At 66.1% G+C, this 25,934-nt stretch carries 26 protein-coding genes; 10 read left to right on the forward strand and 16 right to left on the reverse strand.

Going from position 1 to position 25,934, the window contains the following annotated elements:
• Positions 1-61: 61 nt before the first annotated feature.
• The gene (locus SB816_RS17450) at positions 62-1,066 is read right to left on the reverse strand and encodes a hypothetical protein (protein WP_054501513.1); all 1,005 of its coding nucleotides are present in this window, start codon (positions 1,064-1,066) and stop codon (positions 62-64) included.
• 191 nt (positions 1,067-1,257) lie between these two features.
• On the opposite strand from SB816_RS17450, the gene SB816_RS17455 reads away from it, so the two are divergent.
• From SB816_RS17455 to ftsB, 4 genes are all read left to right on the forward strand, one after another.
• Positions 1,258-2,910, forward strand: a complete 1,653-nt coding sequence (locus SB816_RS17455) for a CTP synthase (RefSeq protein WP_054501512.1) — start codon at positions 1,258-1,260, stop codon at positions 2,908-2,910.
• Positions 2,911-3,137: 227 nt separating this feature from the next.
• On the forward strand, positions 3,138-3,422 hold the full coding sequence (locus SB816_RS17460) for a DUF1330 domain-containing protein (protein ID WP_006389344.1): 285 nt from the start codon (positions 3,138-3,140) through the stop codon (positions 3,420-3,422).
• A 4-nt stretch (positions 3,423-3,426) separates the two neighbouring features.
• Positions 3,427-4,713, forward strand: a complete 1,287-nt coding sequence (gene eno / locus SB816_RS17465; protein WP_006389345.1) for a phosphopyruvate hydratase — start codon at positions 3,427-3,429, stop codon at positions 4,711-4,713.
• Between the two features lie 64 nt (positions 4,714-4,777).
• Entirely contained in the window at positions 4,778-5,224 is a 447-nt protein-coding gene (ftsB, locus tag SB816_RS17470) for a cell division protein FtsB (RefSeq protein ID WP_064524447.1), read from the forward strand.
• 82 nt (positions 5,225-5,306) lie between these two features.
• Here ftsB and SB816_RS17475 read toward each other — a convergent pair whose 3' ends face one another.
• The 15 genes from SB816_RS17475 to SB816_RS17545 all read right to left on the reverse strand — a co-directional run bounded on the left by SB816_RS17475 (position 5,307) and on the right by SB816_RS17545 (position 21,062).
• The gene (locus SB816_RS17475) at positions 5,307-6,080 is read right to left on the reverse strand and encodes a TadE/TadG family type IV pilus assembly protein (protein ID WP_410547330.1); all 774 of its coding nucleotides are present in this window, start codon (positions 6,078-6,080) and stop codon (positions 5,307-5,309) included.
• 47 nt (positions 6,081-6,127) lie between these two features.
• On the reverse strand, positions 6,128-7,057 hold the full coding sequence (gene hslO, locus SB816_RS17480) for an Hsp33 family molecular chaperone HslO (RefSeq protein WP_054501510.1): 930 nt from the start codon (positions 7,055-7,057) through the stop codon (positions 6,128-6,130).
• A gap of 86 nt (positions 7,058-7,143) precedes the next feature.
• Entirely contained in the window at positions 7,144-7,665 is a 522-nt protein-coding gene (locus SB816_RS17485) for a gamma carbonic anhydrase family protein (RefSeq protein WP_054501509.1), read from the reverse strand.
• Between the two features lie 46 nt (positions 7,666-7,711).
• Positions 7,712-9,379, reverse strand: coding sequence for an acyl-CoA synthetase (locus tag SB816_RS17490; RefSeq protein ID WP_064524449.1), 1,668 nt, complete (start codon positions 9,377-9,379; stop codon positions 7,712-7,714).
• A 128-nt stretch (positions 9,380-9,507) separates the two neighbouring features.
• On the reverse strand, positions 9,508-10,380 hold the full coding sequence (locus SB816_RS17495; protein ID WP_144654979.1) for a UDP-2,3-diacylglucosamine diphosphatase: 873 nt from the start codon (positions 10,378-10,380) through the stop codon (positions 9,508-9,510).
• 105 nt (positions 10,381-10,485) lie between these two features.
• Positions 10,486-11,211, reverse strand: coding sequence for a site-2 protease family protein (locus SB816_RS17500; protein ID WP_054501507.1), 726 nt, complete (start codon positions 11,209-11,211; stop codon positions 10,486-10,488).
• A gap of 3 nt (positions 11,212-11,214) precedes the next feature.
• A complete protein-coding gene (locus SB816_RS17505; RefSeq protein WP_054501506.1) occupies positions 11,215-12,123 on the reverse strand; it encodes a DUF2167 domain-containing protein in 909 nt (302 codons plus the stop codon).
• Between the two features lie 152 nt (positions 12,124-12,275).
• Positions 12,276-12,791 (reverse strand): RDD family protein, encoded by a 516-nt coding sequence (locus tag SB816_RS17510; RefSeq protein ID WP_410547331.1) that lies wholly within the window; start codon positions 12,789-12,791, stop codon positions 12,276-12,278.
• 152 nt (positions 12,792-12,943) lie between these two features.
• On the reverse strand, positions 12,944-13,132 hold the full coding sequence (locus SB816_RS17515; protein WP_006393542.1) for a hypothetical protein: 189 nt from the start codon (positions 13,130-13,132) through the stop codon (positions 12,944-12,946).
• A 251-nt stretch (positions 13,133-13,383) separates the two neighbouring features.
• Positions 13,384-15,075, reverse strand: coding sequence for a THUMP domain-containing protein (locus SB816_RS17520; RefSeq protein ID WP_054501504.1), 1,692 nt, complete (start codon positions 15,073-15,075; stop codon positions 13,384-13,386).
• 35 nt (positions 15,076-15,110) lie between these two features.
• Positions 15,111-15,539 carry a CopD family protein gene (locus SB816_RS17525; RefSeq protein WP_006384749.1) on the reverse strand — a complete coding sequence of 143 codons (429 nt, stop codon included), beginning with the start codon at positions 15,537-15,539 and terminating at the stop codon, positions 15,111-15,113.
• A 523-nt stretch (positions 15,540-16,062) separates the two neighbouring features.
• Positions 16,063-17,514 carry a bifunctional 2-methylcitrate dehydratase/aconitate hydratase gene (locus SB816_RS17530; RefSeq protein WP_054501502.1) on the reverse strand — a complete coding sequence of 484 codons (1,452 nt, stop codon included), beginning with the start codon at positions 17,512-17,514 and terminating at the stop codon, positions 16,063-16,065.
• Positions 17,515-17,596: 82 nt separating this feature from the next.
• On the reverse strand, positions 17,597-18,814 hold the full coding sequence (prpC, locus tag SB816_RS17535; RefSeq protein ID WP_064524451.1) for a 2-methylcitrate synthase: 1,218 nt from the start codon (positions 18,812-18,814) through the stop codon (positions 17,597-17,599).
• 89 nt (positions 18,815-18,903) lie between these two features.
• Positions 18,904-19,794, reverse strand: a complete 891-nt coding sequence (prpB, locus tag SB816_RS17540) for a methylisocitrate lyase (protein ID WP_054501500.1) — start codon at positions 19,792-19,794, stop codon at positions 18,904-18,906.
• Between the two features lie 278 nt (positions 19,795-20,072).
• Positions 20,073-21,062 (reverse strand): malate dehydrogenase, encoded by a 990-nt coding sequence (locus SB816_RS17545; RefSeq protein ID WP_410547332.1) that lies wholly within the window; start codon positions 21,060-21,062, stop codon positions 20,073-20,075.
• A 357-nt stretch (positions 21,063-21,419) separates the two neighbouring features.
• On the opposite strand from SB816_RS17545, the gene SB816_RS17550 reads away from it, so the two are divergent.
• The 6 genes from SB816_RS17550 (at position 21,420) to SB816_RS17575 (ending at position 25,925) form a co-directional block, all read left to right on the forward strand.
• Positions 21,420-22,199 carry a GntR family transcriptional regulator gene (locus SB816_RS17550; RefSeq protein WP_035360087.1) on the forward strand — a complete coding sequence of 260 codons (780 nt, stop codon included), beginning with the start codon at positions 21,420-21,422 and terminating at the stop codon, positions 22,197-22,199.
• A 121-nt stretch (positions 22,200-22,320) separates the two neighbouring features.
• Positions 22,321-22,737: a succinate dehydrogenase, cytochrome b556 subunit gene (sdhC, locus tag SB816_RS17555; RefSeq protein WP_054501499.1), complete on the forward strand. Its 417-nt coding sequence runs from the start codon at positions 22,321-22,323 to the stop codon at positions 22,735-22,737.
• Positions 22,738-23,121, forward strand: coding sequence for a succinate dehydrogenase, hydrophobic membrane anchor protein (sdhD, locus tag SB816_RS17560; protein WP_054501498.1), 384 nt, complete (start codon positions 22,738-22,740; stop codon positions 23,119-23,121).
• Positions 23,122-23,136: 15 nt separating this feature from the next.
• On the forward strand, positions 23,137-24,903 hold the full coding sequence (gene sdhA, locus SB816_RS17565) for a succinate dehydrogenase flavoprotein subunit (protein WP_208025194.1): 1,767 nt from the start codon (positions 23,137-23,139) through the stop codon (positions 24,901-24,903).
• 18 nt (positions 24,904-24,921) lie between these two features.
• Entirely contained in the window at positions 24,922-25,638 is a 717-nt protein-coding gene (locus SB816_RS17570) for a succinate dehydrogenase iron-sulfur subunit (protein ID WP_054501497.1), read from the forward strand.
• 26 nt (positions 25,639-25,664) lie between these two features.
• Entirely contained in the window at positions 25,665-25,925 is a 261-nt protein-coding gene (locus SB816_RS17575; protein ID WP_049077540.1) for a succinate dehydrogenase assembly factor 2, read from the forward strand.
• The last annotated feature ends 9 nt before the right edge of the window (positions 25,926-25,934 follow it).

Raw genomic sequence — 25,934 nt, forward strand, 5'->3', positions numbered from 1 at the left:
CAAAAGGCCCCGTCGGGGCCTTTTGTCATTGCGCTTGCGGCGTTGCGCCTTCGCGCGGCGCTCAGGCCGACGCGCTCTCCGGCGGCGTCTCGCGGCGGCGGTAGAGCAACCGGGCGCCAAGGTAGCAGCTCAGCGCCAGCAGCACGCTGTAGATCAGCACCGACACCACCGAGGTCGTGTATGACGCGGCTGTGCGTATCAACTGGCTCCAGGTCATGGACCAGATGATCAAAAGCGCCAGACCGATTCCCAGCACCTGGGTCAGCCAGAACGCGAAAGTGCCGTGGGCGATGGCGCGGCCCATGCCTGCCGCGCCCAGTGCTTGCGGCAGGCTGCGCAGGCAGACCCATGCGGCCAGCGCCAGCAGCAAAGCGGGCAGTATCCAATAGCCGATCGCGTATTCCAGCATGCCGGCCGATCCCGCATCGGGCATGAAGTACAGGCCGATCACCAGCGCGACGTGCAATTGCCACAGCAGCAGCGTCAGCGCGGCGATCCACGCGGCGTGGCGCCGCTGCAGGAACGGCGCCTGCGCTGCTACGGGGGTGACGCTCCAGGCCGCGATGCGCACCGCCAGCCAACTGCCCAGGATGGTGAGCAGGATGGCGCACAGCTTGGGCGGCAGGGCCATCAGGAGCATGCGGCGGACGCCGTAATAGCCGAAGGCCTCGTCCACCCATTCCTTGTGCCTCACGATGAGCGTGTAGAAACCGTGCTGCAGCAACGCCAGCCCGGTCGAGATCAGCACGAACAGCACCAGCGAGACCGCCAGCAGCACGGCCACCATCCTGCCCGGGCGGTCGACTTCGCCCGCGTTGTGCCGGCGCAGCCAGCGCTGCGTGGCTCCCCAGGTGGTCAGGCCGACCAGGATGCAGCCGGCGACGATGTTCACGACCGTGCTCGCCAGCATGTCGGGCCGGGCAAACGCCTCGCGCGTCAGCGCGGCCAGCGGTCCGGCGCTTATCAGGTAGAGCTGGACCAGGATGGCGCCCAGCAACTGCAGGCCGACGGCGGCGGTGGTCAGGCGCCTGGCCAGCGCGTTCGGGTGTGCGGTCGGAAGGTTCATCGCAGGGGCCTCGGGACAAGAAAATCGGGGACGACCATAGCATGATGGCCACCGTCACGGCATTTCGGTCTTGCGCGCGAGTGCAGCCAAATGTTACGCCTGGCCGCTAGGGGAAAACCCAGACAAGTTCCGCCTCCCGGCTATAATCCAAATTTCCCGCACGCGCCCGCTCGTCCCGGGCGCTTATTACGATGACCAAATACGTATTTGTCACCGGCGGAGTGGTGTCTTCCCTGGGCAAGGGCATCGCCGCTGCGTCGCTCGCCGCCATCCTCGAGTCGCGTGGTCTGCAGGTCACCATGCTCAAGCTCGACCCCTACATCAACGTCGATCCGGGCACCATGAGCCCGTTCCAGCATGGTGAAGTGTTCGTCACGGAAGACGGCGCCGAGACCGACCTGGACCTGGGCCACTACGAGCGTTTCGTCTCCGCCCGCATGCACAAGGTGAACAACTTCACCACCGGGCAGATCTACGAATCGGTGCTGCGCAAGGAGCGCCGGGGCGACTACCTGGGCAAGACCGTCCAGGTCATTCCGCACATCACCAACGAGATCCAGGACTTCATCGCCCGTGGCGCGGACGCCGCCTGGAACGGCAACACCGACGTCGCCATCGTCGAGATCGGCGGCACCGTGGGCGACATCGAATCGCTGCCCTTCCTGGAAGCCGCGCGCCAGATGAGCCTGCGCATGGGCCGCAACAATGCCGCCTTCGTGCACCTGACGCTGGTGCCGTTCATCGCGTCCGCCGGCGAACTCAAGACCAAGCCCACCCAGCACTCGGTGCAGAAGCTGCGCGAAATCGGCATCTACCCGAACGCGCTGCTGTGCCGCGCCGACCGTCCCATCCCGGACGACGAGCGCGCCAAGATCTCGATGTTTTCCAACGTCCCCCTGGATGCCGTCATCTCGGTGTGGGACGCCGACTCGATCTACAAAATCCCGGCCATGCTGCACAAGCAGGGCGTGGACAATATCGTCTGCGAAGCGCTGGGCCTGACCCCGCCGCCGGCCGACCTGTCCATGTGGGACAACCTGGTCGAGGCGCTCGAACACCCCGAACACCAGCTCACCATCGGCATGGTCGGCAAGTACGTCGACCTGACCGAGTCGTACAAGTCGCTGACCGAAGCCCTGGTGCACGCCGGCATCCACACGCGCTCGAAGATCAACATCGAGTACATCGATTCCGAAGACATCGAAACCCGCGGCACCGACCAGCTCAAGCACCTGGACGCCATCCTGGTGCCGGGCGGCTTCGGCAAGCGCGGCACCGAGGGCAAGATCGCCGCCATCCGCTACGCCCGTGAAAACGGCGTGCCGTACCTGGGCATCTGCCTGGGCATGCAACTGGCCGTGATCGAATTCGCGCGCCACGTGGCCGGCCTGGGCGGCGCCAACAGCACCGAGTTCGATCCGTCGGCGCCGCATCCCGTGGTGGCCCTGATCACCGAATGGATGGACCGCGAAGGCAAGGTAGAGAAGCGCGACAACTCGTCCGACCTCGGCGGCACCATGCGCAAGGGCGCGCAGCGCGTGCCGATCAAGCCGGGCACCCGCGCCCAGTCGATCTACGGCGACGAAGTCAACGAACGCCATCGCCACCGCTACGAAGTCAACAACGTCTACGTGCCGCGCCTTGAAGAGGCCGGCATGGTGATCAGCGCGCGCACCCCGACGGAGAACCTGCCGGAAATCATGGAACTGCCCGACCACCCCTGGTTCGTCGGCGTCCAGTTCCACCCGGAGTTCACGTCCACCCCGCGTGACGGCCACCCGCTGTTCTCCAGCTACATCCGCGCCGCCATCGAGCAGAAGGCTCGCCGCGGCCAGGGGGCGTAATGGCGGTCGGCGGCACCGAGCCGCGCATCTGCGCCGCCCGGGCCGCCGGCCCCGTTCCCGCCGTCGCTCCTGGCGGACAATGCGCCGCGGCCTCGCGCCGCGGCGCTGCTTTCGGATACAACCACTTAGCATCGGACAGGCACGGCCCCGCCGTGTTGCGCGACACTGCCCGTGTCTCGCTGTCCGGCGCCGCGACCCCATCAATGCAACTGTCCTGAAGGAACCCCATGAGTGCCTATCTCATCGCCGACGTCACAGTGACCAAGCCCGCGCAGTACGAGGATTACAAGCGTCTGTCCACGCTCGCCATGCGCGCGTACGATGCCAAGATCCTGGTGCGCGGCGGCGAATCCCGGCACCTCGAGGGGCGTGAGCCCGGCCGCACCGTCGTCATGGAGTTTCCGTCCATGGCCGCGGCCCAGGCCTTCTACGACTCCTGGCAGTACCGACGCGCCCGCAATGCCCGTGAAGGCGCGGCCGTGATGAATATGTTTATCGTTCAGGGAATGTAAAGTCATGAGTGCAATCGTCGATATCATCGGCCGCGAGATTCTGGATTCGCGCGGCAACCCGACCGTCGAATGTGACGTGTTGCTGGAATCCGGCGCCATGGGCCGCGCGGCCGTGCCGTCGGGCGCGTCCACCGGCGCCCGCGAAGCCATCGAGCTGCGCGACGGCGACAAGGGCCGCTATCTCGGCAAGGGCGTGCTGCGCGCCGTCGAGAACCTCAATACCGAAATCTCGGAAGCGCTGATGGGCCTGGACGCCCAGGAGCAGACCTTCGTCGATCGCACCCTGATCGAACTGGACGGCACCGAGTCCAAGGAACGCCTGGGCGCCAACGCCATCCTGGCCGCCTCCATGGCCGTGGCGCGCGCCGCCGCCGACGAGTCCGGCCTGTCGCTGTACCGCTACTTCGGCGGCAGCGGCCCCATGAGCATGCCCGTGCCGATGATGAACGTCATCAACGGCGGCGCGCACGCCAACAACACCCTCGACCTGCAGGAACTGATGATCCTGCCGGTGGGCGCGGGCAGCTTCCGCGAAGCCCTGCGCTGGGGCGCCGAAGTCTTCCACATGCTCAAGAAGCTGATCCACGGCCAGGGCATGTCCACCGCGGTGGGCGACGAGGGCGGTTTCGCCCCCAACGTGGCCAGCCACGAAGCCGCGATCCAGTTGATCCTGAAGGCCATCACCGAAGCCGGCTACGAGCCGGGCACGCAGATCGCCCTGGGCCTGGACTGCGCCAGCTCCGAGTTCTACCGCGACGGCAAGTACACCCTGGCCGGCGAAGGAGGCATCTCGCTGTCCTCGCAGGAATTCACCAACCTGCTGGCGACCTGGTGCGACAAGTACCCGATCATCTCGATCGAAGACGGCATGGCCGAAAACGACTGGGAAGGCTGGAAGCTGCTGACCGACCAGCTCGGCAAGAAGGTGCAACTGGTGGGCGACGACCTGTTCGTCACCAACACCAAGATCCTGCGCGAAGGCATTCAGAAGGGCGTGGCCAACTCGATCCTCATCAAGATCAACCAGATCGGCACCCTGACCGAGACCTTCGCCGCCATCGAAATGGCCAAGCGCGCCGGCTACACCGCCGTCGTCTCGCACCGTTCGGGCGAAACCGAGGATTCGACCATCGCCGACATCGCCGTGGCCACCAACGCCATGCAGATCAAGACCGGCTCGCTGTCGCGTTCGGACCGCATGGCCAAGTACAACCAGTTGCTGCGCATCGAGGAAGAACTGGCCGAAGTCGCGTCGTACCCCGGCCTGGAAGCCTTCTACAACTTGCGTTAATGTAAGCGGGCCGCGGCACGCGCCGCGGCCTTGTTAGCGCCACGACTGCTGAGGGTTCCCGCGTATGCGCCTGTTGTTCCTGGTGCTGTTCGTGCTGGTAGGGCTGATCCAGTACCCGCTCTGGCTGGGTAAGGGCGGCTGGTTCAAGGTCTGGGACCTGCAACGCCAGGTGGCGGCGCAGCGCGAGACCAACGAAGGCCTGCGCGCGCGCAACGCGGCCCTGGAGGCCGAAGTCCGCGACCTGGAAAACGGGTCGGGCGCCATCGAGGAACGGGCCCGCGGTGAACTGGGCATGATGCGCGACGGCGAAGTCTTCGTGCACATCCTGCCGCAGAACACCCAGCCGCCCGCGGGCGGCGCGTCGCTGGCCACCGAGGCCGCCACCCGCCCGGCCGCTCCGGTGCGTGCGAGCGCGCCGGCCACGCCCGCCAGGCCGGCCCCGGCCGCCACTTCCGCCACGCGGCCGGCCAATGCCCGGCCCGCCAACGGCACCGCCACTCCCCAACGCTGATCCGCCACGCGTCCGGGCAATGCCCGGACCCGCCAACGGTCCCGTCATACTCCAGTGCTGATGTCCGCGCCACCCGGTCCGTTCACGGGCAGTGGAGGCCGCGGCACGCCCCGGCCACCATGCCGGGCGGATACGGCTGGGCGCCGCGCCAGTCCACGGGATGGCTGTGCATTTCCACCTCGAGTTCCATCCCGATCGGCGCGAGACCGATAGCCCGCGCCGCGGCCGCGTAGCTGCCGTCGGCCCCGGCCAATGCCGCCAGCAGTGGGCGCAATGGCGGCAGCAGGGGACGGTACAGATAGGTCAGCCGCAGCCTGAGCGTATTGGCTCGGAAGATGCTGCGGCTGTCCGGCAAATCGGGCCGGCGCGCGTATTGCAGCGCCTGGTAGGCGTTGTCGATGGCCGGCAGGCCGGCGGGCGCGTCGGTGCGCAGCCCCGGCCGGGCATGATCGCGGAAGGCCTGGGCATCGGGCCGCAGGATCTCGATACGCCATGGGGACGCGCCCACTTGCCCGGCGATGCGCGCCTGGGCGTGGGCCTGGCGGTGGCGGGCGCCGGCTTGGCCGCCGGCGCCGGCGTGCAGCGGCAGCAGGGCCTGCTGGAATGCCGCGCGGATGTGGACCGGATCGCCGTGGGTCGTGGCGCCGGCGCGGGCCGCCTGCAACAACGCCAGGTGGACAATCTGGCGTGTCAGTTGCCAGCGGACGGCCTCGACCGTGCCCAGCGCCAGCAGCAGCATCAGGGCGGCGATCAGGGTGAACTCGAGCGCGGCAGCGCCACGCTGCAGCGGGCGCGCGGCGCGGGAGCGCGAGGCGACAAAAAAGGCGGTCATGGCCGGCCAGTGTGGCGCGGGCATGACCGCCTGTCGATTCGTACAAGCCGAGGCAGGGGCCCCGGCGCGGTTCAATGCACGGTGGGCGGCGCGTCGCCGTTGGCCGGCTGACTGCCGGTGAACAGCGCGGCGCAATCGACCGCGTCGAAGACGTAGGGCTTGCCGCAGAAATCGCAGGCCACGTCGACCTGGCCGCGTTCGGCCAGGATGTCGTCGACTTCGGCCTGGCCCAGCGAGCGCAGCATGTTGGCCACGCGTTCGCGGGTGCACGGGCAGTGCCAGCGCACCGGCAGCGGATCGAACGCCACCAGCGTTTCTTCCCAGAACAGGCGGTGGATCAGGGTGTCGATCTCGGTGGTCAGCAGTTCGTCGCGCTTGAGCGTGGTGGCCAGCGCCGTGGCGCGGTCCCAGGTCTCGGTGGCAGCCTGCTCGCTGAGCGTCGTCGTGTCCGAGCCGCCGTGGTGGGGCAGGCGCTGGATCAGCATGCCGGCGGCATGGTCGGCGTCGGCGGCCAGCCAGAGACGGGTGTCGAGCTGCTCGGAGGCCTTCATGTAGTGCTGCAGGGCTTCGGCGACGGTTTCGCCTTCCAGCGGCACAATGCCCTGGTAGGCCTGCTGGCCGGGCACCTTGTGCTGGGGGTCCAACACCACAATGAAGCGGCCATTGCCGCCCGGGTTCAGCAGACTTTGCATGTCGCCATCGGTTGGCACGTCATGGCCTTCGCGCACCTTGACGGTGGCGCGCAGGCTGAGGTCGGAGCGGCATTCCACCACCAGCAGGGCGATCGGGCCGTCGCCCTGGATCTGCAGCACCAGCGAGCCATCGAACTTGATGTTGGCGGCCAGCAGGGTGGAGGCCGCCACCAATTCGCCCAGCAGGTGGGTGATGGCGGGCGGGTAGTCGTGGTTGGCCTGGACGGCCTTCCAGGTATCCGTGAGGCGGACCGCTTGGACGCGGACGCTACGGTCTTCGAGGAGGTATTTCTTGAGCTGATCGGTCATGGAAGAATGTTAGCCGATCGGACGGCCGATTCCCCCTGTCGGCGGCAGGGGTGTCGGCGGTTGCCGGGGCGTCCCCGGCGGCGGGCTCAGGCCAGACGTTTCAGGGCCGTCTTGTAGTGTTGGCCGCGCGCCACGTAATGGGCGGTGTTCTTGTGCAGGTTGGCGATTTCCTCGTCCGACAGTTCGCGCACGATCTTGCCGATGCCGATGACCAGGGAATTGTCCGGAATCACCCGGTCTTCCGGGATGATGGCGCCGGCGCCGATCAGGCAGTTGCGGCCGATCACGGCATTGTTCAGCACGATGGCCTGCATGCCCACCAGCGCGCCTTCGTGGATGGTGCAGCCATGCAGCATGGCCTGGTGGCCCACGGTGACGTTCGGGCCGATGCTCATGGGACAGCCGGTATCCACGTGCAGCACGCTGCCTTCCTGGATATTGGTGCCCTGGCGGATCAGGATGGCGTCGTTGTCGCCGCGGATCGAGACGTGTGACCAGATGCTGACGCCGGCCTCCAGCGTGACGTTGCCGATGATGTCGGCGCTGTCGGCCACGTAGGCGGCCGAATCGATGCGGGGAATGAGGTCGTCGAGCTGGTAAATGGGCATGCCCTGTCTCCGGGTGCGGCGGCGGATCTCTGCGGACCCGCCCGCGTCATTGGGGCCTGGACGCCCGCGCGCGTTCTTCTTCGCGCTGGCGCAGGATGCGACGCTGGATTTTACCGGTGGTGGTCATGGGCAATTCTTCGACGAATTCGATTTCCTTCGGGTACTCGTAGGGCGCCAGGCGCTCGCGCACGTGTTCCTGCAGGTTCTCGATGATGTCGCCGCGGTCGCGCTGGGCGAATTCCGGCGTCAGCACCACATAGGCCTTGACCACCGTGCCGCGCTCGGCGTCCGGCTTGGGCACCACCGCGGCATTGGCCACGGCCGGGTGCCCGACCAGGCAGCTTTCGATCTCGCCGGGGCCGATGCGGTAACCGGACGACTTGAACACGTCGTCGGCGCGGCCGGCGTACCAGAGATAGCCGTCAGCGTCGATCCGGGCCAGGTCGCCCGTCAGGCACCAGTCGCCTTTGAACTTGGCCTGGGTGGCGGCTTCGTCGCGCCAGTAGCCCAGGAACAGGACCGGGTCGGGAAAACCGTGGATGTCGTAGCGATTCACGGCGATCTCGCCGGTTTCGCCAGCCGCCACCGGCTGGCCGGCGTCGTCCAGCACCGCGACCCGATGGCCGGGGTAGGGCCGGCCCATGCTGCCCGGTTTGGCCGGCCAGCGCTTCTGGCTGTTGCCGACCACGTAGTTCATCTCGGTCTGGCCGAACATCTCGTTGGGTGTCACGCCCAGCGCCGACTGGCACCATTCGAATACGGTCTCGCCGACGCTTTCGCCGGCGCTCATGATGGACCGCAGCGCCAACTGGTATTGACTGCGAGGCTCGGGCACCGCCTTCATCATCATCTTCAGCGCGGTCGGGAACAGGAAGGTGTTGGTGACCTGGTAGCGTTCCAGCAGCTCGAAGGCGCGCTCGACGGAGAAACGGCCGCGGGTGCCGACAATGGGATGACCGAAATACAGCGTCGGCAGCAGCGCGTCCATCATGCCGCCGGTCCAGGCCCAGTCGGCGGGCGACCAGAATACGTCGGCGGGCCGCGGAAACCAGTCCTGGGAAGCGACGAAACCCGGCAGGTTGCCGATCAGCGCGCTGTGCGGCAGCAGGGCGCCCTTGGGGGCGCCGGTGGTGCCGGAGGTATAGAGCAGGATGGCCGGATCCGACGAACGCGTCGGCACCGGCTTGAATTCACTGGGTTGGCGCGCCAGCAGGCTGCGCCAGGGCAGGACGCGCTCGTCGGCGAAACCGATGCCGATGATCTGTTGCAGGTTGGGGCAATTGTCGCTGACGGCCAGCAGGTTGGCGCTGGAAGCATGGTCGACGATGGCGACGCGGGTTTCCGAATCGCACAGGCGGCTCTGCAGGGCTTCGGGGCCGAACAGCGCCGACAGCGGCAGCACCACCGCGCCCACGCTGTAGATGGCCATGTGGGCCACCACGGTCTCCGGGCGTTGCCCCAAAACCACACCGACCCGGTCGCCGCGGCCCACGCCCATCTTGACCAAGCCATTGGCCAACTGATTGGCGGCCTCGGCCAGCCGCGCATAGGTCCAGACCTCGCGGTTGCCGGCTTCATCTTCGTAGTAGATGGCGATGCGCCGCGCATCCGGACTACTGGATGCCCAGCGGTGGCAGCACGCTTCCGCTATGTTGAACTGGGTGGGAACCAGCCAGCGGAATGTTTGGTAGAGCACCTGATATTGGTCGTTCATGGCCCTATGTTGTGAGCATGTTGCAGCGTGAACGGGTCAGTTTTTGCCCGTTGCCCCAATTGCAAGCATGACCTAGAGGGCCGTGAACTGCAATATCCGCGTTGCGTAACGGGGACGTATAAGGGTTATCACGGGTGTTTGCCCTGGCGGCGCAGCGCCGACGGCAGCGCCGGCAGGGACAGCGAACGGGGTTTGCGCGGCGTCGGGTCGGCCTGGCGCTCGGCCTGGATCGCGGCCCAGTCCAGCAACTGCAACTGGCCGTCATGGGTCTCGGCCAGGGCCGACAGGCTTTCCACCCAGTCGCCGTCGTTGCAGTACAGGATGCCGCCCACGTCGCGCAGCTCGGCCTTGTGGATGTGGCCGCACACCACCCCGTCCAGGCCGCGGCGGCGGGCCTCGCCGGCCAGCGCTTCCTCGAAGTCGGTGATGAACGACACCGCGTTCTTGACCTTGTGCTTGAGGTACTGCGACAGTGACCAGTAATGCAGTCCCAGGCGGTGGCGCAGGCGGTTGAAATGATGGTTGATCCACAGCGCCAGTTGGTAGAGGCCGTCGCCCAGGTGCGCCAGCCAGCGGCTGTGCTGGATCACGCCGTCGAACTGGTCGCCGTGCAGCACCAGCAGGCGCAGGCCCTTGGCCGTCACGTGCACGTCTTCGTCCAGGATCTCGATGTCGCCAAAGGCGTAGCCGGCGAATTCGCGCGCGAATTCGTCATGGTTGCCGGGGATGAACACCACCCGGGTGCCGTTGCGGGCCTTGCGCAGGATGCGCTGGATCACGTCGTTATGGGCCCTGGGCCAGTGCCAGTGCTTTCGCAGTTGCCAACCGTCGACGATGTCGCCGACCAGGTACAGGGTGTCGGAATCGTTATGCTCGAGGAAATCCAGCAGGAATTCCGCCTTGCACCCGGCGGTGCCCAGGTGAATGTCGGAAATCCAGAGAGCGCGCCAGTGCGTGGGGCGGATTTCGTTCACGGTGCTGTCCATGGGGGCTGTCGTCATGCCTGGGAATGAAACCACCCCGCGATGACCGTGACATGAAAAAAAAGTGACGCTGTTGTGACGGCCGCCTCCGTTTCGGCGGCGGCGGCCGTCAAACAGGCGGGATCAGCCGCGCAGATGGCCCAGCATGTCGTGCACGTCGTGGGCCATGATGGCCAACACGCAGACCAGGCCCAGGTAGGCGCAGGTATAGGTCAGCTTGCTTTCCAGCGTGGTGCCGTAATAGGCCTGGTTCTCGGGCAGCGTCGGGTCGTACTTGAAGGCCCGCAGCACGTTCGGAAAGGCCAGCACCGCCACCAGGATCAGGATCGGGCTGGGACGCCAGAAGAACAGGGCCACCAGCACCGGCACGCCCACCAGCCAGATGCGCGGCGACAGCACCGCGGTGATGCGGCCGCCGTCGAAAGGCGACAGCGGGATCAGGTTGAACAGGTTGATGAAAAAGCCCGCGTACGACAGCGCCAGCAGCAGGTCGCTGCCGGTGCTGCGCGCCGCGAAATAGCAGGCCAGCGACGCCACCGTGCCGGCCAGCGGCCCGCCCAGGCCCACATAGGCCTCGGTGTCGGCATCGTGCGGCATGTCCTTGAGCTGGATCCAGGCGCCGACGAACGGGATGAAGACGGGCGCACCCACGTCCAGCCCGCGCTGGCGCGCCGCGATGTAGTGGCCCAGTTCATGCACCAGCAGCAACAGCACGAAGCCGGCCGCGTAACGCCAGCCGAAGACGAAGGCGTAGACGGCCACCGACAGCAGCATGGTGCCGCCGGTGGCGAACAGCTTGCCGAATTTCAGGTATTTGATACCGGAAAACAGCAGCAGGAGCAGCTTCATTGCTCAGGGTTGCTGCTGTTCGGCCTTCTTGCCGCGGAAACGCTTCCACAGCCCGCCGCCCAGCGCCGCGGCGGCCAGGATGCCGACCTTGGCAAACTTGGCCAGGAACGCCGCGATCACGGCGAACAGGCCCAGCTTCTTGGCGGCGACGCCCGCGACCAGCGCGGCCAGCCCGTATTCGGCGACCTTGTCGGTGGACGAGTTGAAGTCGGCGTAGCGCTTGCCCTCGACGTACTTCAGGTTGTCCAGCAGCGTCAGCACCGCGGTCTTGTCCTTCGGCACCAGGTTCTTCTGCGTGATCAGGTCCAGCGTGATGTAGCCGTCGCGGCCCAGCGCATAGGTGTTGTAGTTGACGGTGGGGTTGTCGTTGGCCGTCTCGCCCTTGTGCTTGACGGCGACCGACCAGACCAGGCGCTGGGTGTTGCTGTCGTACTTCGGCGCCTCGACCCAGCCGTCCATCACCAGTTCGGGAAAGCCGCGCTTCTTGCGTTCGACATTGGATTCCTCGGTGCCGTCGCGCAGGCTGTCCAGCAGCTCGTTGACGTTCCAGTTCTTGGCGTCATCGTCCTTGATGTAGCCGGCCTTGTCGAAGTTGATGGTGATGACCCAGTCGTCATCGTCGCTCTTGGGCATGACCACGCCCAAGAGCGAGGGGTCCTTGCCATTGCCGTAGGCTGCCATCAGGCGGTCGGCCTGGAGGCGCGGCACGAAGAACATGGATTCCGGCAGGTGCACCACGGCCTGGTCGCCCAGCTTCACATCCGCCGGGCCTTCCTGGGCGGCCGCGTAGGCCGCTTTCATCGCGGCTTCGATCTCCTGTTGCGCGGCGGCATTCTGGGCCGAGGCGCCGAACGGCAGGAACAGGAGGGCGCTGGCGGCGGCCAGCGACAGGCGGGAAAGGAATGCGCGCATGATTAGTTATTGGAGCGTCTATGAAAGGGGCCCCATTGTCTTTGCGCGCGACTTTCAACTTTCTGAAAGGCGGCGCCTAATTCGCCGCATGATTTTGCCAGTTGTAAGCAGGTATGTTCAGCGTGTGGTCAGGCACCTGACTCAATGCTTGCTCACCGGGTTTTCTTGCGCTGCGGCGCATTGCGCAGGCGCGTGCCTAGCAGGCGGTCATGCAGAAACTGGCCGTCGGGATCGAACCACGACCAGACGAAGATCGTGAACGGCGCGGCCACGATGAACATGTCCATCGACGGCCAGCCGGTGGCGCTGGCGGCGGCCCAGACCACGGCGGCGCCGGCCAGCACCAGGGGCCAGGCCAGCACATAGCGCAGGATCAGGCGGGCAGTGGAGGGCGGATTGCCGTCGCGATCGACCAGGCGGATGTTCCAGGTCTTCATCGGCAGCGTCTGGCCGCGGCGGCGCCAGCACAGCACGAAGTAGGCGCCAATGGCCACGAACAGCCAGGCCTGGCGGGCGGCCCGCAGTTCCAGCGCGTTCTTGCTCTGGGTCAGGGTATCCATGAGGTATCCCGCCAGGAAAACCACGCCGAACAGCAGCACGGCTTCGTACATCATGCAGGCGAACCGGCGCAGCCGGTTGGGGGTCTGGTCGAGGGAGGCGTCGGTCATGGGCCGGTATTATCCGACAAAGCCACCGCCCGGTGGGTTGACGATTTCCCGGTGCCGGCCATAAAAAAAACCCGCCGGTAAGGGCGGGTCTATAAAAGGGGCTATGCAGCCCCCAAGGGGAAATCGTTCAGGCCCGAAGGCCTGGGTCCTGCTCAGGCGGCGGAGTGCGCGTTCTTGGCGCTCGTCTTGCCAGCCAGGGCACGGACGCCGTGGGCCAGCTTACGCAGGCCCGCGGCCAACGCACGCATCGGGTGCGGGCGGAACTGTTCTTCAATGGCCTGGAGCATCAGTTGACGCTCGAGTTCGTCGGTCAGGCGGATGGTGTTGTTCGGGTTGATCACAATAGCCTCCACGGGCTTGCACTGTTGTTTAGCTACTAGGGATAACCCGAATTATAGGGTTAACCCTGAAACTGTGCAAGCACCTGGTGCGCATTGGCAACACCCTGGTGCTGATGATGCCCCAAATCGGCGCTGCGGGGCACCATAAGCAAAGATACGGGCGCGATGTTGCGGCGCTTTTACAACGCGCGGGCCGTGGAAAAAGGATGACGCCCCGGGGAAGAACCGCCCCGGGGGTGGCGGGGATGACGTCAGGCGTCGCGGTAGCCGGCCGCGACCAGTTCGAAGCCGAACAGGCGGCAGTCCAGCGCGCCGTTGTGCAGCGGCACACGGCGCCTGGGCTTGAGGCGCATCTGGTTGGGCAGGGTCAGGTCGCTGGTGATGATGTGCAGTTGCCAGCCGGCGAAATTGCGCTTCAGGCACGCGGCCCAGTCGCGCCACAGGTCGGCATCCTGTTCGGTGGCCATGCGCTCGCCGTAGGGCGGGTTGGTGACGATCCAGCCATGATCCGCCGGCGCCTGTATTTCACGGGCGTCGCCCACTTCGAAGCGGATGGTGTCGGCGGTGAGCCAGGCGCGCTCGGCGTTATTGCGGGCGAATTCGACCGCCTGTGGATCGAGGTCGTAGCCCACCAGCGGCGCGTCCAACTGCGGCAGGATGCGCGAACGCGCGTCGTCCTTCAGGTCGCGCCAGCGGTAGGCGTCGTGGCCGCGCAGGCGCTCGAAGCCGAACGGGCGCGAGATGCCGGGGGGCACGCCCAGGGCGATCCAGGCGGCTTCGATCAGGATGGTGCCCGAGCCGCAGAAAGGATCCAGCAACGGCGCGGCCGGGTCCCAGCCCGCCAGCGCCAGCATGCCGGCGGCAAGGTTCTCGCGCAGCGGCGCATCGCCCTTGTCCAGGCGCCAGCCGCGCTTGAACAGCGATTCACCCGAGGTGTCCAGGTACAGGGTGGCGGTGTGGCCGGTCAGGAACAGGTGTACGCGCGCGTCGGGGCGGACGGTGTCGATGCTGGGGCGTTCGCCTTCCAGCTCGCGCAGGCGGTCGCAGATGCCGTCCTTGGCGCGCAGGTTGCAGTACTGCAGGCTTTGCACCGGACTCTTGATCGCCGAGGTGTCCACGCGCAGAGTCTGTTCGGCGCCGAACCAGCGCTCCCAGGGCGTGTCGCGGGCCAGATCCAGGATGTCGTCTTCGTGCGAGATCTCGGCGTGCGCGACCTGCACCAGGATGCGGGTCGCCAGGCGCGAATACAGGTTGGCGCGCTGCACGCCCGCCCAATCGGCCGTGAAGGAACAGCCGGCGCGCCCGGCTTCGGCATCTTCGTAACCCAGGGCCTGCATCTCGGCCGTCAGTGCTTCCTCCAGGCCTTGGGGGCAGGGGGCGAACACCTTGAAGCGTTCGGCCTGGCGCGGTTCGCGCGGACGGCGTTCGCGCACCTCGACGGTCGGGGCGCGACGATGTGGCGCGTCGGCGCCGTGCGCCGGGCCGGCGTCGACCGGCGCCTCGTCGTCGTAATCGGGTTCCGGCGCGAATTCGGGCGCGGGGCCGTCGTCTTCGAACGGATCGTAGAAGCGGCCAGCGGGCGTGGCGGGGGCGACGTACTTGTCGTCCAGGCGCGGGGCGCGCTGCGGCGTACGGCCCGGTCGCGGCGCCGGCGCGGCATCGCGGCGCGGGCGGTCTCCGCGCGGGCCATCGCCACGGCGCGGGCCGTCGCCGCGTTCACGATCGTCCGGCCGGCGCGCGGCGCGGGCGGCGGCCTGGCGCTGCTGGTAGCCCTCGGGGTCCTTCTGACGCTCGATGTTGTCCTTGGCGCGCTCGTTCTGGGCGACCAGGCGGGCGCGGGCGCCGGTGCGCACCCGCTTGGGGGCGGCTTCGGCGTGCGCGTCGCGCGCGGTTTTCTTGATCGTCAGCGTCTTGCGCGGGCGGTCCTGGTCATCAGCGGACATACGAATCCTGGCGAATGTGCAAAGGGTAGGGGGAATCAGAAGGGTTTGACGACGACCAGCGCCACCACCACCAAGAGCAGCAAGACGGGAACTTCGTTGAACCAGCGATAGAACTTGTGCGAACGGGTGTTCTTGCCCTGTTCGAATTTACGCAGCATGACGCCACAGGCGTGATGGTAGCCGATGACGAGCAGGACGAAAAAGAGCTTGGCGTGCATCCAGCCGTTGCCGGGGCCGACGCCGATGCCGTAACCCAGGTACAGCCACATGCCGAGCGCGACGGCGACGACCGCCAGGATGGTGGTGAAGCGGTAGAGGCGGCGCGCCATGCCGAGCAGGGTGACCTGCACGGCCGAATCCGATTGCTGGGCCAGGTTCACGAAGATGCGGGGCAGGTAGAACAGGCCGGCGAACCAGGAGGCGATGAAGACGATGTGGAAGGTTTTTACCCAGAGCATGGACATGATGGGGGGCGGTCTTTGGTTTCTTGGGGAAGGGGGATTGTAATTGCTGAGGGCTGGGGGTTCTTCGTAGGTCGCCCGTCGCGGCGGCGGTTTGGGGGGCGGGCGCCCACGATTGCGGTCCGGAGCGTTCGCTCCGGACTGCCCCTGCCTCAACCTCGTGGCCGCCGTTCGGCGGCTGCCTTCGGTTTCCGTCGGGCGCATCGAGGTTGCCCGCCCCCCAAACCGCCGCCGCGACGGGCTACGGGCTTCGAGAAATGATGCGCTGCCAGGCCGGTGGGGTTATGGAGAGGTTTGCGGGGCCCGTCAAGGCCGGCCGCGCGGGCGGCCGGTCCTGACTTACGCGGTGGTTTGCGTCGGGACGGGGGGCGCTGCGCGGTGGTGGACAGGTGCTTGCTTGGCGCGCAGCCGCGAGGAAGGGAGAAGAGCGGCCCCGGACGGTTTTGCCGTGATGGGGCCGTGGGGAGTGCAGCTTGTCGCTTCAGATCTGCGCTTGTCGCTTCGGATCAGATCCGCGCGTGTCGCCTCAGATCACATACAGATCGACGTACTCGTGGACCGGCATCGCTTCCAGCTTTTTCTGGTCCAGCGAGGCTTCCAGGATGCGGGCCTGTTGGCGGGCGGGGAAGATGCGGGCCAGGTTGGTGCGGAATTTCGCTTCCAGCAGGGGGATGCCGTCGGCGCGGCGGCGCTTGTGGCCGATGGGGTATTCGCAGACGACCTCGTCGAGCTGGGTGCCGTCGGTGAACCGGACGGTGAGGGCGTTGGCGATGGAGCGCTTGTCGGGGTCGTGGTAGTCGCGGGTGTAGGCCGGGTCCTCGACGCAGGTGATCTTGTCGCGCAAGGAGTCGATGCGCGGGTCGGCGGCGACGTCGTCCTCGTAGTCGGCGGCGGTGAGGCGGCCGAACAGGAGCGGCACGGCGACCATGTACTGGATGCAGTGGTCGCGGTCGGCGGGGTTGTTCAGCGGGCCCTTCTTGTCGATGATGCGGATGCACGCCTCGTGGGTGCGGATAGTGATGCTGGCGATGTCGTCGGTGGACTTGCCCAGGGACTTGAGGCGGTCGTGGATCTGCATGGCGCATTCGACCGCGGTCTGCGAGTGGAACTCGGCCGGGAACGAAATCTTGAACAGCACGTTTTCCATGACGTAGCTGCCATAGGGACGCTGGAACCTGAACGGCTGGCCCTTGAACAGCACGTCGTAGAAGCCCCAGGTCTTGGCGGACAGCACCGAGGGGTAGCCCATCTCGCCGGTGCGGGCGATCAGCGCCAGGCGCACGGCGCGGCTGGTGGCGTCGCCGGCGGCCCAGCTCTTGCGGCTGCCGGTGTTGGGGGCGTGGCGGTAGGTGCGCAGGCTCTGGCCGTCGACCCAGGCCAGCGAGACGGCGTTGATGACTTCGTCGCGGGTGAGGCCCAGCATCTGCGCCACGACGGCGGTGGACGCCACCTTGACCAGCACCACGTGGTCCAGGCCGACCTTGTTGAAGGAGTTTTCCAGCGCGATGCAGCCCTGGATCTCGTGCGCCTTGATCATGCCGGTCAGCACGGCGCGCATGGTCAGCGGCGGCTTGCCGGCGGCGACGGCGGTGCGCGACAGCCAGTCGGCGGTGGCCAGGATGCCGCCGAGGTTGTCGGACGGGTGGCCCCATTCGGCGGCCAGCCAGGTGTCGTTGAAATCGAGCCAGCGGATCATCGCGCCGATGTTGAACGCGGCCTGCACGGGATCGAGTTGGAATTGGGTGCCGGGCACCTTGGCGCCGTGCGGGACGATGGTGCCGGGAACGACGGGGCCCAGCAGCTTGCGGCACGCCGGGTATTCCAGCGCTTCCAGGCCGCAGCCCAGGGTGTCGATCAGGCAGTTGCGAGCGGTCTCGTAGGCCAGGCCGCTCTGGATTTCATAGTTGAGGACGTAGTCCGCGATATCGACCAGGACCTGGTCGGGCTCGGGACGGACGTTGGAGATCGGGGCAGACATTGGGTACCTCTCCTGAGTGGATACAGGCGGCACTGGGCCCGCGCGGCGCGGGGGAAGGCGTCGGCAGGCCCATGTCGTCGTCCTACTTGCGCTTGTCGAGCGGCACGAACTTCTGGTCTTCCGGTCCGACGTAGTTGGCGGTCGGGCGGATGATCTTGTTGTCCACGCGCTGCTCGATGATGTGGGCCGACCAGCCCGCGGTGCGCGCGATCACGAACAGCGGGGTGAACATGGCGGTGGGCACGCCCATCATGTGGTAGCTGACGGCCGAGAACCAGTCCAGGTTGGGGAACATCTTCTTGATGTCCCACATGACCGTCTCGAGGCGTTCGGCGATGTCGAACATCTTGGTGCTGCCGGCCTTCTTGGACAGCTTCTTGGCCACTTCCTTGATGACCTTGTTGCGCGGGTCGGACACGGTGTAGACCGGGTGGCCGAAGCCGATGATGACTTCCTTGGCCTCGACGCGGCGGCGGATGTCGGCCTCGGCTTCGTCCGGCGTCTCGTAGCGCTTCTGCACGTCGAAGGCGACCTCGTTGGCGCCGCCGTGCTTGGGGCCGCGCAGCGCGCCGATGGCGCCGGTGATCGCCGAGTACATGTCCGAACCGGTGCCGGCGATGACGCGGGCGGTGAAGGTGGAGGCGTTGAACTCGTGCTCGGCGTACAGGTTCAGCGAGATGTGCATCGCCTTGACCCACTCGTCGCTCGGCTTCTCGCCGTGCAGCAGGTGCAGGAAGTGGCCGCCGATGCTGTCATCGTCGGTCTGCACGTCGATCACGCGGCCGTTGTGGCTGTAGTGGTACCAGTACAGCAGGGCCGAGCCCAGGTTGGCCATCAGGCGGTCGGCGATGTCGCGCGCGCCGGGCAGGTTGTGGTCGTCCTTCTCGGGAAGCACGCAGCCCAGCACCGAGACGGCCGTGCGCATCACGTCCATCGGGTGGCTCGCGGCCGGCAGGGCCTCGAGCGCATCCTGCAGTTGCACGGGCAGGCCGCGCAGCGAACGCAGCTTCTGCTTGTAGGCCGCCAGTTCGGCCTTGTTGGGCAGCTTGCCATGCACCAGCAGGTGGGCGATTTCCTCGAACTCGCTGGTGTGGGCGATGTCCAGGATGTCGTAGCCGCGGTAGTGCAGGTCGTTGCCGCTGCGGCCGACCGTGCACAGCGCGGTGTTGCCGGCGACCACGCCGGACAGCGCGACCGATTTCTTGGGCTTGAAGCCGGCCTTTTCTTCCGGCTTGGCGGCCGGGGCGGCGTCCGCGGTGGTATCCGTTTTGGCAGCCTGCTTCTTGGGAGCCGTGCTCATGTCTCTACTCCTTTCCTTTCGCGGTGGTCGATGCAATGGGGAAGCGGGGCGCCGCGGGGTCGCCGTGGCGCCGGATGCGGTGGCGCGCGTCAGGCCTTGCCTTTCTGGAACAGGGCGTCCAGGCGCGATTCGAATTCGTGGTAGCCGATGCGGTCGTACAGTTCCTCGCGCGTCTGCATCAGGTCGACCACGTTCTTCTGGTGGCCGTCGCGGCGGATGGCGGTGTAGACGGCCTCGGCGGCCTTGTTCATGGCGCGGAAGGCCGACAGCGGGTAGAGCACCATGCCCACGCCCACGCTCTTGAGTTCTTCCACCGAGAACAGCGGCGTCTTGCCGAATTCGGTGATGTTGGCCAGCACCGGCACCTTGACCGCCTTGACGAAGCGGTCGTAGGTCGGCAGGTCGTAGGCGGCTTCGGCGAAGATGGCGTCGGCGCCGGCTTCGACGCAGGCCAGGGCGCGCTCGATGGCGGCGTCCACGCCGTGCGAGGCAATGGCGTCGGTGCGCGCGATCAGGTAGAAGTCGCTGTCGGTGCGGGCGTCGGCCGCGGCCTTGACGCGGTCGGCCATCTCTTCGGTGCTGACGATTTCCTTGCCCGGGCGATGGCCGCAGCGCTTGGCGCCGACCTGGTCTTCGATGTGGCAGGCGGCGGCGCCGAACTTGATCAGGCTCTTGACGGTGCGGGCGATGTTGAACGCCGACGGGCCGAAGCCGGTGTCGATGTCGACCAGCAGCGGCACGTCGCAGACGTCGGTGATGCGGCGCACGTCCGTCAGCACGTCGTCCATGGTGTTGATGCCCAGGTCGGGCAGGCCCAGCGAGCCCGCCGCCACGCCGCCGCCCGACAGATAAATGGCGCGGTAGCCGGCGCGCTTGGCCAGCAGGGCGTGGTTGGCATTGATGGCGCCGATGATCTGCAGCGGGCTTTCTTCGGCGAGCGCGCGGCGGAACAGGGCGCCGGCGGATTCGGGTCTGGACATGGGGAGTCTCCGTTATAGGGGCCGGGTGTCGTGACGTTGCCCCGGCTGGGATGGCTGGGTCTGCGCGCCCGCGGCGTGTGGCCGTGCCGGACATCGGGTTCCGGCGCCTGGCCACGACCTTACCGCGGTCGCGGAACGAAAATCTGTCCCCTTCGCGACAATTCATTGCGCGGGCGCAAAGAGACAGGTTTGCGTTCCGCGGGCGGCGCATCCGTTGACGCGCCGTCCGCTTGCGAATTGGGCCCGCGTCAACGGGCCCAATTCTGCTTGCTGGCTGCTTACTTCAGCAGGTCCTTGACGCCGTCGCGCTCTTCGAGGAGCTCTTTCAGCGTGAAGTCCAGGCGCTCACGCGAGAAGGCGTCGATTTCCAGGCCTTCGACGCGCTTGTATTCGCCGTTTTCGGTGGTCACCGGCACGCCGTAGATGATGCCTTCGGGGATGCCGTAGGAGCCATCCGACGGGATGCCCATCGTGACCCACTTGCCGTTGCTGCCCAGGACCCAGTCACGGACGTGGTCGATGGCGGCGTTGGCGGCCGAGGCGGCCGACGACAGGCCACGGGCCTCGATGATGGCGGCGCCACGCTTGCCCACGGTGGGGATGAAGGTGTCGCGGTTCCAGGCGTCGTCGTTGATCAGCTTGGCCAGCGATTCGCCGCCGACGGTGGCGAAGCGGTAGTCGGGGTACATGGTGGGCGAGTGGTTGCCCCACACGACCAGCTTCTCGATGTCGGCCACGGCCTTGCCCGACTTGGCGGCCAGTTGCGACAGGGCGCGGTTGTGGTCCAGGCGCAGCATGGCGGTGAAGTTCTTGGCGGGCAGGTCCGGCGCCGACTTCATGGCGATGTAGGCGTTGGTGTTGGCCGGGTTGCCGACCACCAGGACCTTGACGTTGCGGCTGGCGACGTCGTTCAGGGCCTTGCCCTGGGCCGTGAAGATCTGGGCGTTGACCGACAGCAGGTCCTTGCGTTCCATGCCGGGGCCGCGCGGGCGGGCGCCGACCAGCAGGGCCACGTCCGCGTCCTTGAATGCCGTGCGCGGGTCGCTGTGGGCGGTGACATCCTGCAGCAGCGGGAAGGCGCAGTCATCCAGTTCCATGATGACGCCCTTCAGGGCCTTTTGCGCTTTCTCGTCGGGGATTTCGAGCAGTTGCAGAATGACGGGCTGATCTTTGCCCAGCATTTCGCCCGAGGCGATGCGGAACAGCAGTGCGTAACCGATTTGGCCGGCGGCGCCGGTGACGGCGACACGCAAGGCAGGCTTAGACATGGACGTTCTCCGTAATGGTGTGGCGAGAAAATAATCTCACCAATCAGTGTAATCCGTTGAACGGCGAAGACGGCCCGCGCGCGAGGGGGCGGATGTGTCGCCGGACAGCCAGGAATCCTAGAACTAATTTACGGGTGCGTCAATTGATCTTATATCTTATATAAGACATAAGACGTTGGACAGCGTCACCCCCGATATGCCACAATAGAGCGTTTGTTCGAATGCGCCGCAGCACCGCCGGCTGCGCGCCTGTATCAGGCCAGAATACCGGCACCGCAGCAGCGCACGCGAATGGAAACCGCATCGTTTGCGCTGCCTTCCATTCTCCGGATGAACATGACACTTCCAAGACGATCCATGGCAGACCCCCGGCCCGAAACTCCCCTACGCACTCGCGCCGCCCGTCCGACGGGCGAGGGGGCCGCTTTCAGTCCGCTGTACCGCCAGATCAAGGACCTGCTCGTGCAGAGCCTGGACCGCGGCGAATGGAAGCCCGGCGAACTCATCCCCAGCGAAATCGATCTGGCCGCCCGTTTCCAGGTGAGCCAGGGCACGGTGCGCAAGGCGGTCGACGAGCTTGCGGCCGAGCATCTGCTGCTGCGCCGCCAGGGCAAGGGCACCTTCGTCGCCACCCATCATGAAGCCCGCGTGCGCTATCGTTTCCTGCGCCTGGCCCCCGACGAAGAGGGCGAGGCCGTGCGGGCGGAAAGCCGCATCCTCGAATGCCGCCGCTTGCGCGCGCCGGCCGAGATCGCCCGCGCGCTCGACCTGCGGGCCGGCGAAACCGTGATCTCGATCCGCCGGCTGCTGTGCATGGGGCAGGTGCCCACCGTGCTTGACGACATCTGGCTGCCCGGATCCATCTTCCGTGGCCTCACCCAGGAGCTGCTGACCGCCAACAAGGCGCCGCTCTATGGCCTGTTCGAATCCGAGTTCGGCGTCAGCATGGTGCGCGCGGACGAAAAGCTGCGTGCCGTGGCGGCGCCGGCCGAAGTCTGTACGTTGCTTAATGTTGCCGCCGGCGCGCCGTTGTTGCAGGTGGATCGCGTGTCGTACACGTATGGTGACCGCCCCATGGAAATCCGACGGGGTTTGTACTTGACCGATCGATACCACTACCGCAATAGTCTGAATTGATGAGCTTTTTACCTACGATTTGATACCGACCCGTTCTCTGGGCGAAAATACTGTGTTTGCCCGCAAGGGCCACGGCATTAGCGCCGTCACGATTCCCTAGTTCCGAAACACCGAGGCCGTCATGTCCGACACCGCTGCCAAGCCACGTCCGCAGTTTCGCAATATTGGGCTTGCCCAAGTTGCGTTCTCCTATCGCCTGCCCCTGGCCGGCAAGCTGTCCATCCTGCACCGCATCAGCGGCATATTGCTGTTCCTCTGTTTGCCCTTGGTCATCGTTCCGCTGTTCGCAGCGAGCGTGGCCGCGCCGCAGTCGTTCGCATGGATCGCTTCCTTCGCGGCCAACCCGATCGTCAAGCTTGTCTTCCTGGTCCTGATCTGGGGCTACCTGCACCATTTCTGTGCCGGCATCCGCTACCTGCTGCTGGATCTGCACCTGGGCATCGACAAGCTGTCGGCCAAGAAAAGCGCCGGCGTGGTCTTCGGTGTCAGCCTGGCGCTGACGCTGGTGTTCGGTCTCAAACTGTTCGGAGTGCTGTAAATGGCCGCCGCTAAAAACTACGGACCCAAGCGCCTGGTCGTCGGCGCCCATTATGGCGTCATGGACTTCATCATTCAGCGCGTCACCGCCGTCGTCATGGCCGTGTACACGCTGGTGCTGCTCATCGGCATCCTGACGATGCCCGCCTTCACGTACGAACACTGGGTCAAGCTGTTCAATTTCTACGTGGGCTTCATTCCGGTTGGCCAGATCCTGGCCTCCCTTGCCTTCTTTGCGTTGGCCTGGCATGCCTGGATCGGCGTGCGCGACATCTGGATGGACTACGTCAAGCCGGTGGGCCTGCGCCTGCTGTTGCAAGTGCTGACGATCCTCTGGTTGATCGGTACGGTCGTTTACTTCGCGCAAATCCTCTGGAGCATCTAAGCCGTGGTCTCTGTCATGAAATCCTTGCCGCGCCGCCAGTTTGATGTGGTGGTCGTTGGCGCCGGCGGAGCCGGCATGCGTTGTTCGCTGCAACTGTCCCAAGCGGGCCTGTCCGTTGCGGTGCTGTCCAAAGTGTTCCCCACGCGCTCGCACACCGTTGCCGCGCAGGGCGGCGTGAGCGCCTCGCTGGGCAACATGAGCGAAGACAACTGGTACTGGCACATGTACGACACCGTCAAGGGGTCTGACTGGCTGGGCGACCAGGACGCCATCGAGTTCATGTGCCGCGAAGCCCCCAACGCCGTGTACGAGCTCGAGCACTTCGGCATGCCGTTCGACCGCAACCCCGACGGCACCATCTACCAGCGTCCGTTCGGCGGCCACACCGCCAACTTCGGTGAAAAGCCGGTCCAGCGCGCCTGTGCCGCTGCCGACCGTACCGGCCACGCGCTGCTGCACACCTTGTACCAGCGCAACGTCGCCGCCCGCACCCAGTTCTTCGTCGAATGGATGGCGCTGGACCTGCTGCGCAACGAAGCCGGCGACGTCGTGGGCGTGACCGCCCTCGAAATGGAAACCGGCGAGATCTACATCCTGGAAGCCAAGACCACGGTGCTGGCCACCGGCGGCGCCGGCCGCATCTGGGCCGCTTCCACCAACGCCTTCATCAACACCGGTGACGGCCTGGGCATGGCCGCCCGCGCGGGCATCCCGCTGCAGGACATGGAATTCTGGCAATTCCACCCGACCGGCGTGGCCGGCGCCGGCGTGCTGATCACCGAAGGCGTGCGCGGCGAAGGCGGCATCCTGCTGAACAAGGATGGCGAGCGCTTCATGGAGCGCTATGCGCCCACGCTGAAGGACCTGGCCCCGCGTGACTTCGTGTCGCGCTCGATGGACCAGGAAATCAAGGAAGGCCGCGGCTGCGGTCCGGACGGCAGCTACGTGGTGCTCAAGCTCGATCACCTCGGCGCCGACGTCATCAACAAGCGCCTGCCCTCGATCCGCGAAATCGCCATCAAGTTCGGCAACGTCGACCCGATCAAGGAACCGATCCCCGTCGTCCCGACCATCCACTACCAGATGGGCGGCATCCCGGCCAACTATCACGGCCAGGTGCTGACGCGCGAAAACGGCGAGAACAAGATCGTCAACGGCCTGTACGCCATCGGCGAATGCGCCGCGGTGTCGGTGCACGGCGCCAACCGCCTGGGCACCAACTCGCTGCTGGACCTGATCGTGTTCGGCCGCGCCACCGGCAACCACATCGTCAATTCGCATCCGGAACGCCAGCACGCGCACCAGCCCGTGCCGCAGCAGGCCGTCGAATTCTCGATGGACCGCATCAACAAGCTGGAATCGCGCACCTCGGGCGAGAAGACCCAGGATATCGGCAACGCCATCCGCTTCTCGATGCAGCGCCACTGCGGCGTGTTCCGCACGCTGGAGTTGCTGAACGAAGGCGTGACCCAGATCGAAGACCTGGCAAAGCAAGCCGACAACATCTACTTCAAGGACAAGTCCAAGGTGTTCAACACCGCGCGCGTCGAGGCGCTGGAACTGGCCAACATGACCGAAGTGGCCCGCGCCACCATCAAGTCGGCCGCCAACCGCACCGAAAGCCGGGGCGCCCACGCGCTGGACGACCACCCGACCCGCGACGACGAGAACTGGCTCAAGCACACGCTGTGGTACTCCGAAGGCAGCCGCCTGGATTACAAGCCTGTGCAGATGAAGCCGCTGACGGTCGAGTCCTTCCCGCCCAAGGCGCGTACCTTCTAAGTCCGGATAGAGCCTACTATGAGCACCAAGAGAATCGTCAAGTTCGAAATCTACCGCTACGATCCGGACAAGGACGAGCGCCCGTACATGCAGAAGCTGGAGGTCGAACTCCAGCCGACCGACAAGATGCTGCTCGATGCGCTGGTGCGCATCAAGAACGACGTCGACGACAGCCTGGCCCTGCGCCGCTCGTGCCGTGAAGGCGTGTGCGGTTCGGACGCCATGAACATCAACGGCAAGAACGGCCTGGCCTGCACGACCAACCTGCGCGAGCTGAAGGAACCGATCGTGCTGCGCCCGCTGCCGGGCCTGCCGGTGATCCGCGACCTGATCGTGGACATGACGCACTTCTTCAACCAGTACCACTCGATCCGCCCGTACCTCATCAACGACACGCCGCCGCCCGAGAAAGAGCGCCTGCAGTCGCCCGAGGCGCGCGAAGAGCTGGACGGCCTGTACGAGTGCATCCTGTGCGCGTGCTGTTCCACTTCCTGCCCGTCCTTCTGGTGGAATCCGGACAAGTTCGTCGGCCCGGCCGGCCTGCTGCAAGCCTACCGCTTCATCGCCGACAGCCGCGACGAAGCCACCGGCAGCCGTCTGGACAACCTGGAAGATCCGTACCGCCTGTTCCGTTGCCACACCATCATGAACTGCGTCGACGTCTGTCCCAAGGGGCTGAACCCGACCAAGGCCATTGGCAAGATCAAGGAACTGATGGTCCGTCGCGCGGTCTAGTAGTTTGGTGTATTTAAGGTGTAATGATGAGCAGGCTTACTGAACTGGAACGGGCGCGTCTGCGTTGGCGGGCGCGCCGGGGCCTGCTCGAAAACGACTTGATCATCACCCGGTATCTCGACGCCTACGAGGCCGAGCTTACCGACGATGACGTGACGGCATTGACGCAGCTCTTCGAGTTGGGAGACAACGATCTTCTCGACCTGCTGCTGGCCCGCAAGGAGCTCGAGGGCGCGCTCGACACGCCCCGGCTCCGCGGCATCATCGGCCAGATGCGGTCGCTCTGATTAATTGAG

The organism is Achromobacter sp. SIMBA_011 (genome assembly GCF_046535435.1).
In the GTDB taxonomy this organism is placed as follows: domain Bacteria; phylum Pseudomonadota; class Gammaproteobacteria; order Burkholderiales; family Burkholderiaceae_B; genus Achromobacter; species Achromobacter dolens.

Bases quoted from the DNA above. Each gene is read 5' to 3' on its own strand.
- hslO (WP_054501510.1), bottom strand. From the start codon at position 7,057: ATGACCGATCAGCTCAAGAAATACCTCCTCGAAGACCGTAGCGTCCGC.
- sdhC (WP_054501499.1), top strand. From the start codon at position 22,321: ATGTCCGACACCGCTGCCAAGCCACGTCCGCAGTTTCGCAATATTGGG.
- sdhD (WP_054501498.1), top strand. From the start codon at position 22,738: ATGGCCGCCGCTAAAAACTACGGACCCAAGCGCCTGGTCGTCGGCGCC.
- SB816_RS17550 (WP_035360087.1), top strand. From the start codon at position 21,420: ATGGCAGACCCCCGGCCCGAAACTCCCCTACGCACTCGCGCCGCCCGT.
- prpC (WP_064524451.1), bottom strand. From the start codon at position 18,814: ATGAGCACGGCTCCCAAGAAGCAGGCTGCCAAAACGGATACCACCGCG.
- SB816_RS17490 (WP_064524449.1), bottom strand. From the start codon at position 9,379: ATGAACGACCAATATCAGGTGCTCTACCAAACATTCCGCTGGCTGGTT.
- SB816_RS17460 (WP_006389344.1), top strand. From the start codon at position 3,138: ATGAGTGCCTATCTCATCGCCGACGTCACAGTGACCAAGCCCGCGCAG.
- eno (WP_006389345.1), top strand. From the start codon at position 3,427: ATGAGTGCAATCGTCGATATCATCGGCCGCGAGATTCTGGATTCGCGC.
- ftsB (WP_064524447.1), top strand. From the start codon at position 4,778: ATGCGCCTGTTGTTCCTGGTGCTGTTCGTGCTGGTAGGGCTGATCCAG.
- SB816_RS17575 (WP_049077540.1), top strand. From the start codon at position 25,665: ATGAGCAGGCTTACTGAACTGGAACGGGCGCGTCTGCGTTGGCGGGCG.
- prpB (WP_054501500.1), bottom strand. From the start codon at position 19,794: ATGTCCAGACCCGAATCCGCCGGCGCCCTGTTCCGCCGCGCGCTCGCC.
- SB816_RS17525 (WP_006384749.1), bottom strand. From the start codon at position 15,539: ATGTCCATGCTCTGGGTAAAAACCTTCCACATCGTCTTCATCGCCTCC.
- SB816_RS17570 (WP_054501497.1), top strand. From the start codon at position 24,922: ATGAGCACCAAGAGAATCGTCAAGTTCGAAATCTACCGCTACGATCCG.
- sdhA (WP_208025194.1), top strand. From the start codon at position 23,137: ATGAAATCCTTGCCGCGCCGCCAGTTTGATGTGGTGGTCGTTGGCGCC.
- SB816_RS17505 (WP_054501506.1), bottom strand. From the start codon at position 12,123: ATGCGCGCATTCCTTTCCCGCCTGTCGCTGGCCGCCGCCAGCGCCCTC.
- SB816_RS17495 (WP_144654979.1), bottom strand. From the start codon at position 10,380: ATGACGACAGCCCCCATGGACAGCACCGTGAACGAAATCCGCCCCACG.
- SB816_RS17455 (WP_054501512.1), top strand. From the start codon at position 1,258: ATGACCAAATACGTATTTGTCACCGGCGGAGTGGTGTCTTCCCTGGGC.
- SB816_RS17545 (WP_410547332.1), bottom strand. From the start codon at position 21,062: ATGTCTAAGCCTGCCTTGCGTGTCGCCGTCACCGGCGCCGCCGGCCAA.
- SB816_RS17450 (WP_054501513.1), bottom strand. From the start codon at position 1,066: ATGAACCTTCCGACCGCACACCCGAACGCGCTGGCCAGGCGCCTGACC.
- SB816_RS17475 (WP_410547330.1), bottom strand. From the start codon at position 6,080: ATGCCCGCGCCACACTGGCCGGCCATGACCGCCTTTTTTGTCGCCTCG.
- SB816_RS17500 (WP_054501507.1), bottom strand. From the start codon at position 11,211: ATGAAGCTGCTCCTGCTGCTGTTTTCCGGTATCAAATACCTGAAATTC.
- SB816_RS17485 (WP_054501509.1), bottom strand. From the start codon at position 7,665: ATGCCCATTTACCAGCTCGACGACCTCATTCCCCGCATCGATTCGGCC.
- SB816_RS17510 (WP_410547331.1), bottom strand. From the start codon at position 12,791: ATGACCGACGCCTCCCTCGACCAGACCCCCAACCGGCTGCGCCGGTTC.
- SB816_RS17530 (WP_054501502.1), bottom strand. From the start codon at position 17,514: ATGTCTGCCCCGATCTCCAACGTCCGTCCCGAGCCCGACCAGGTCCTG.
- SB816_RS17520 (WP_054501504.1), bottom strand. From the start codon at position 15,075: ATGTCCGCTGATGACCAGGACCGCCCGCGCAAGACGCTGACGATCAAG.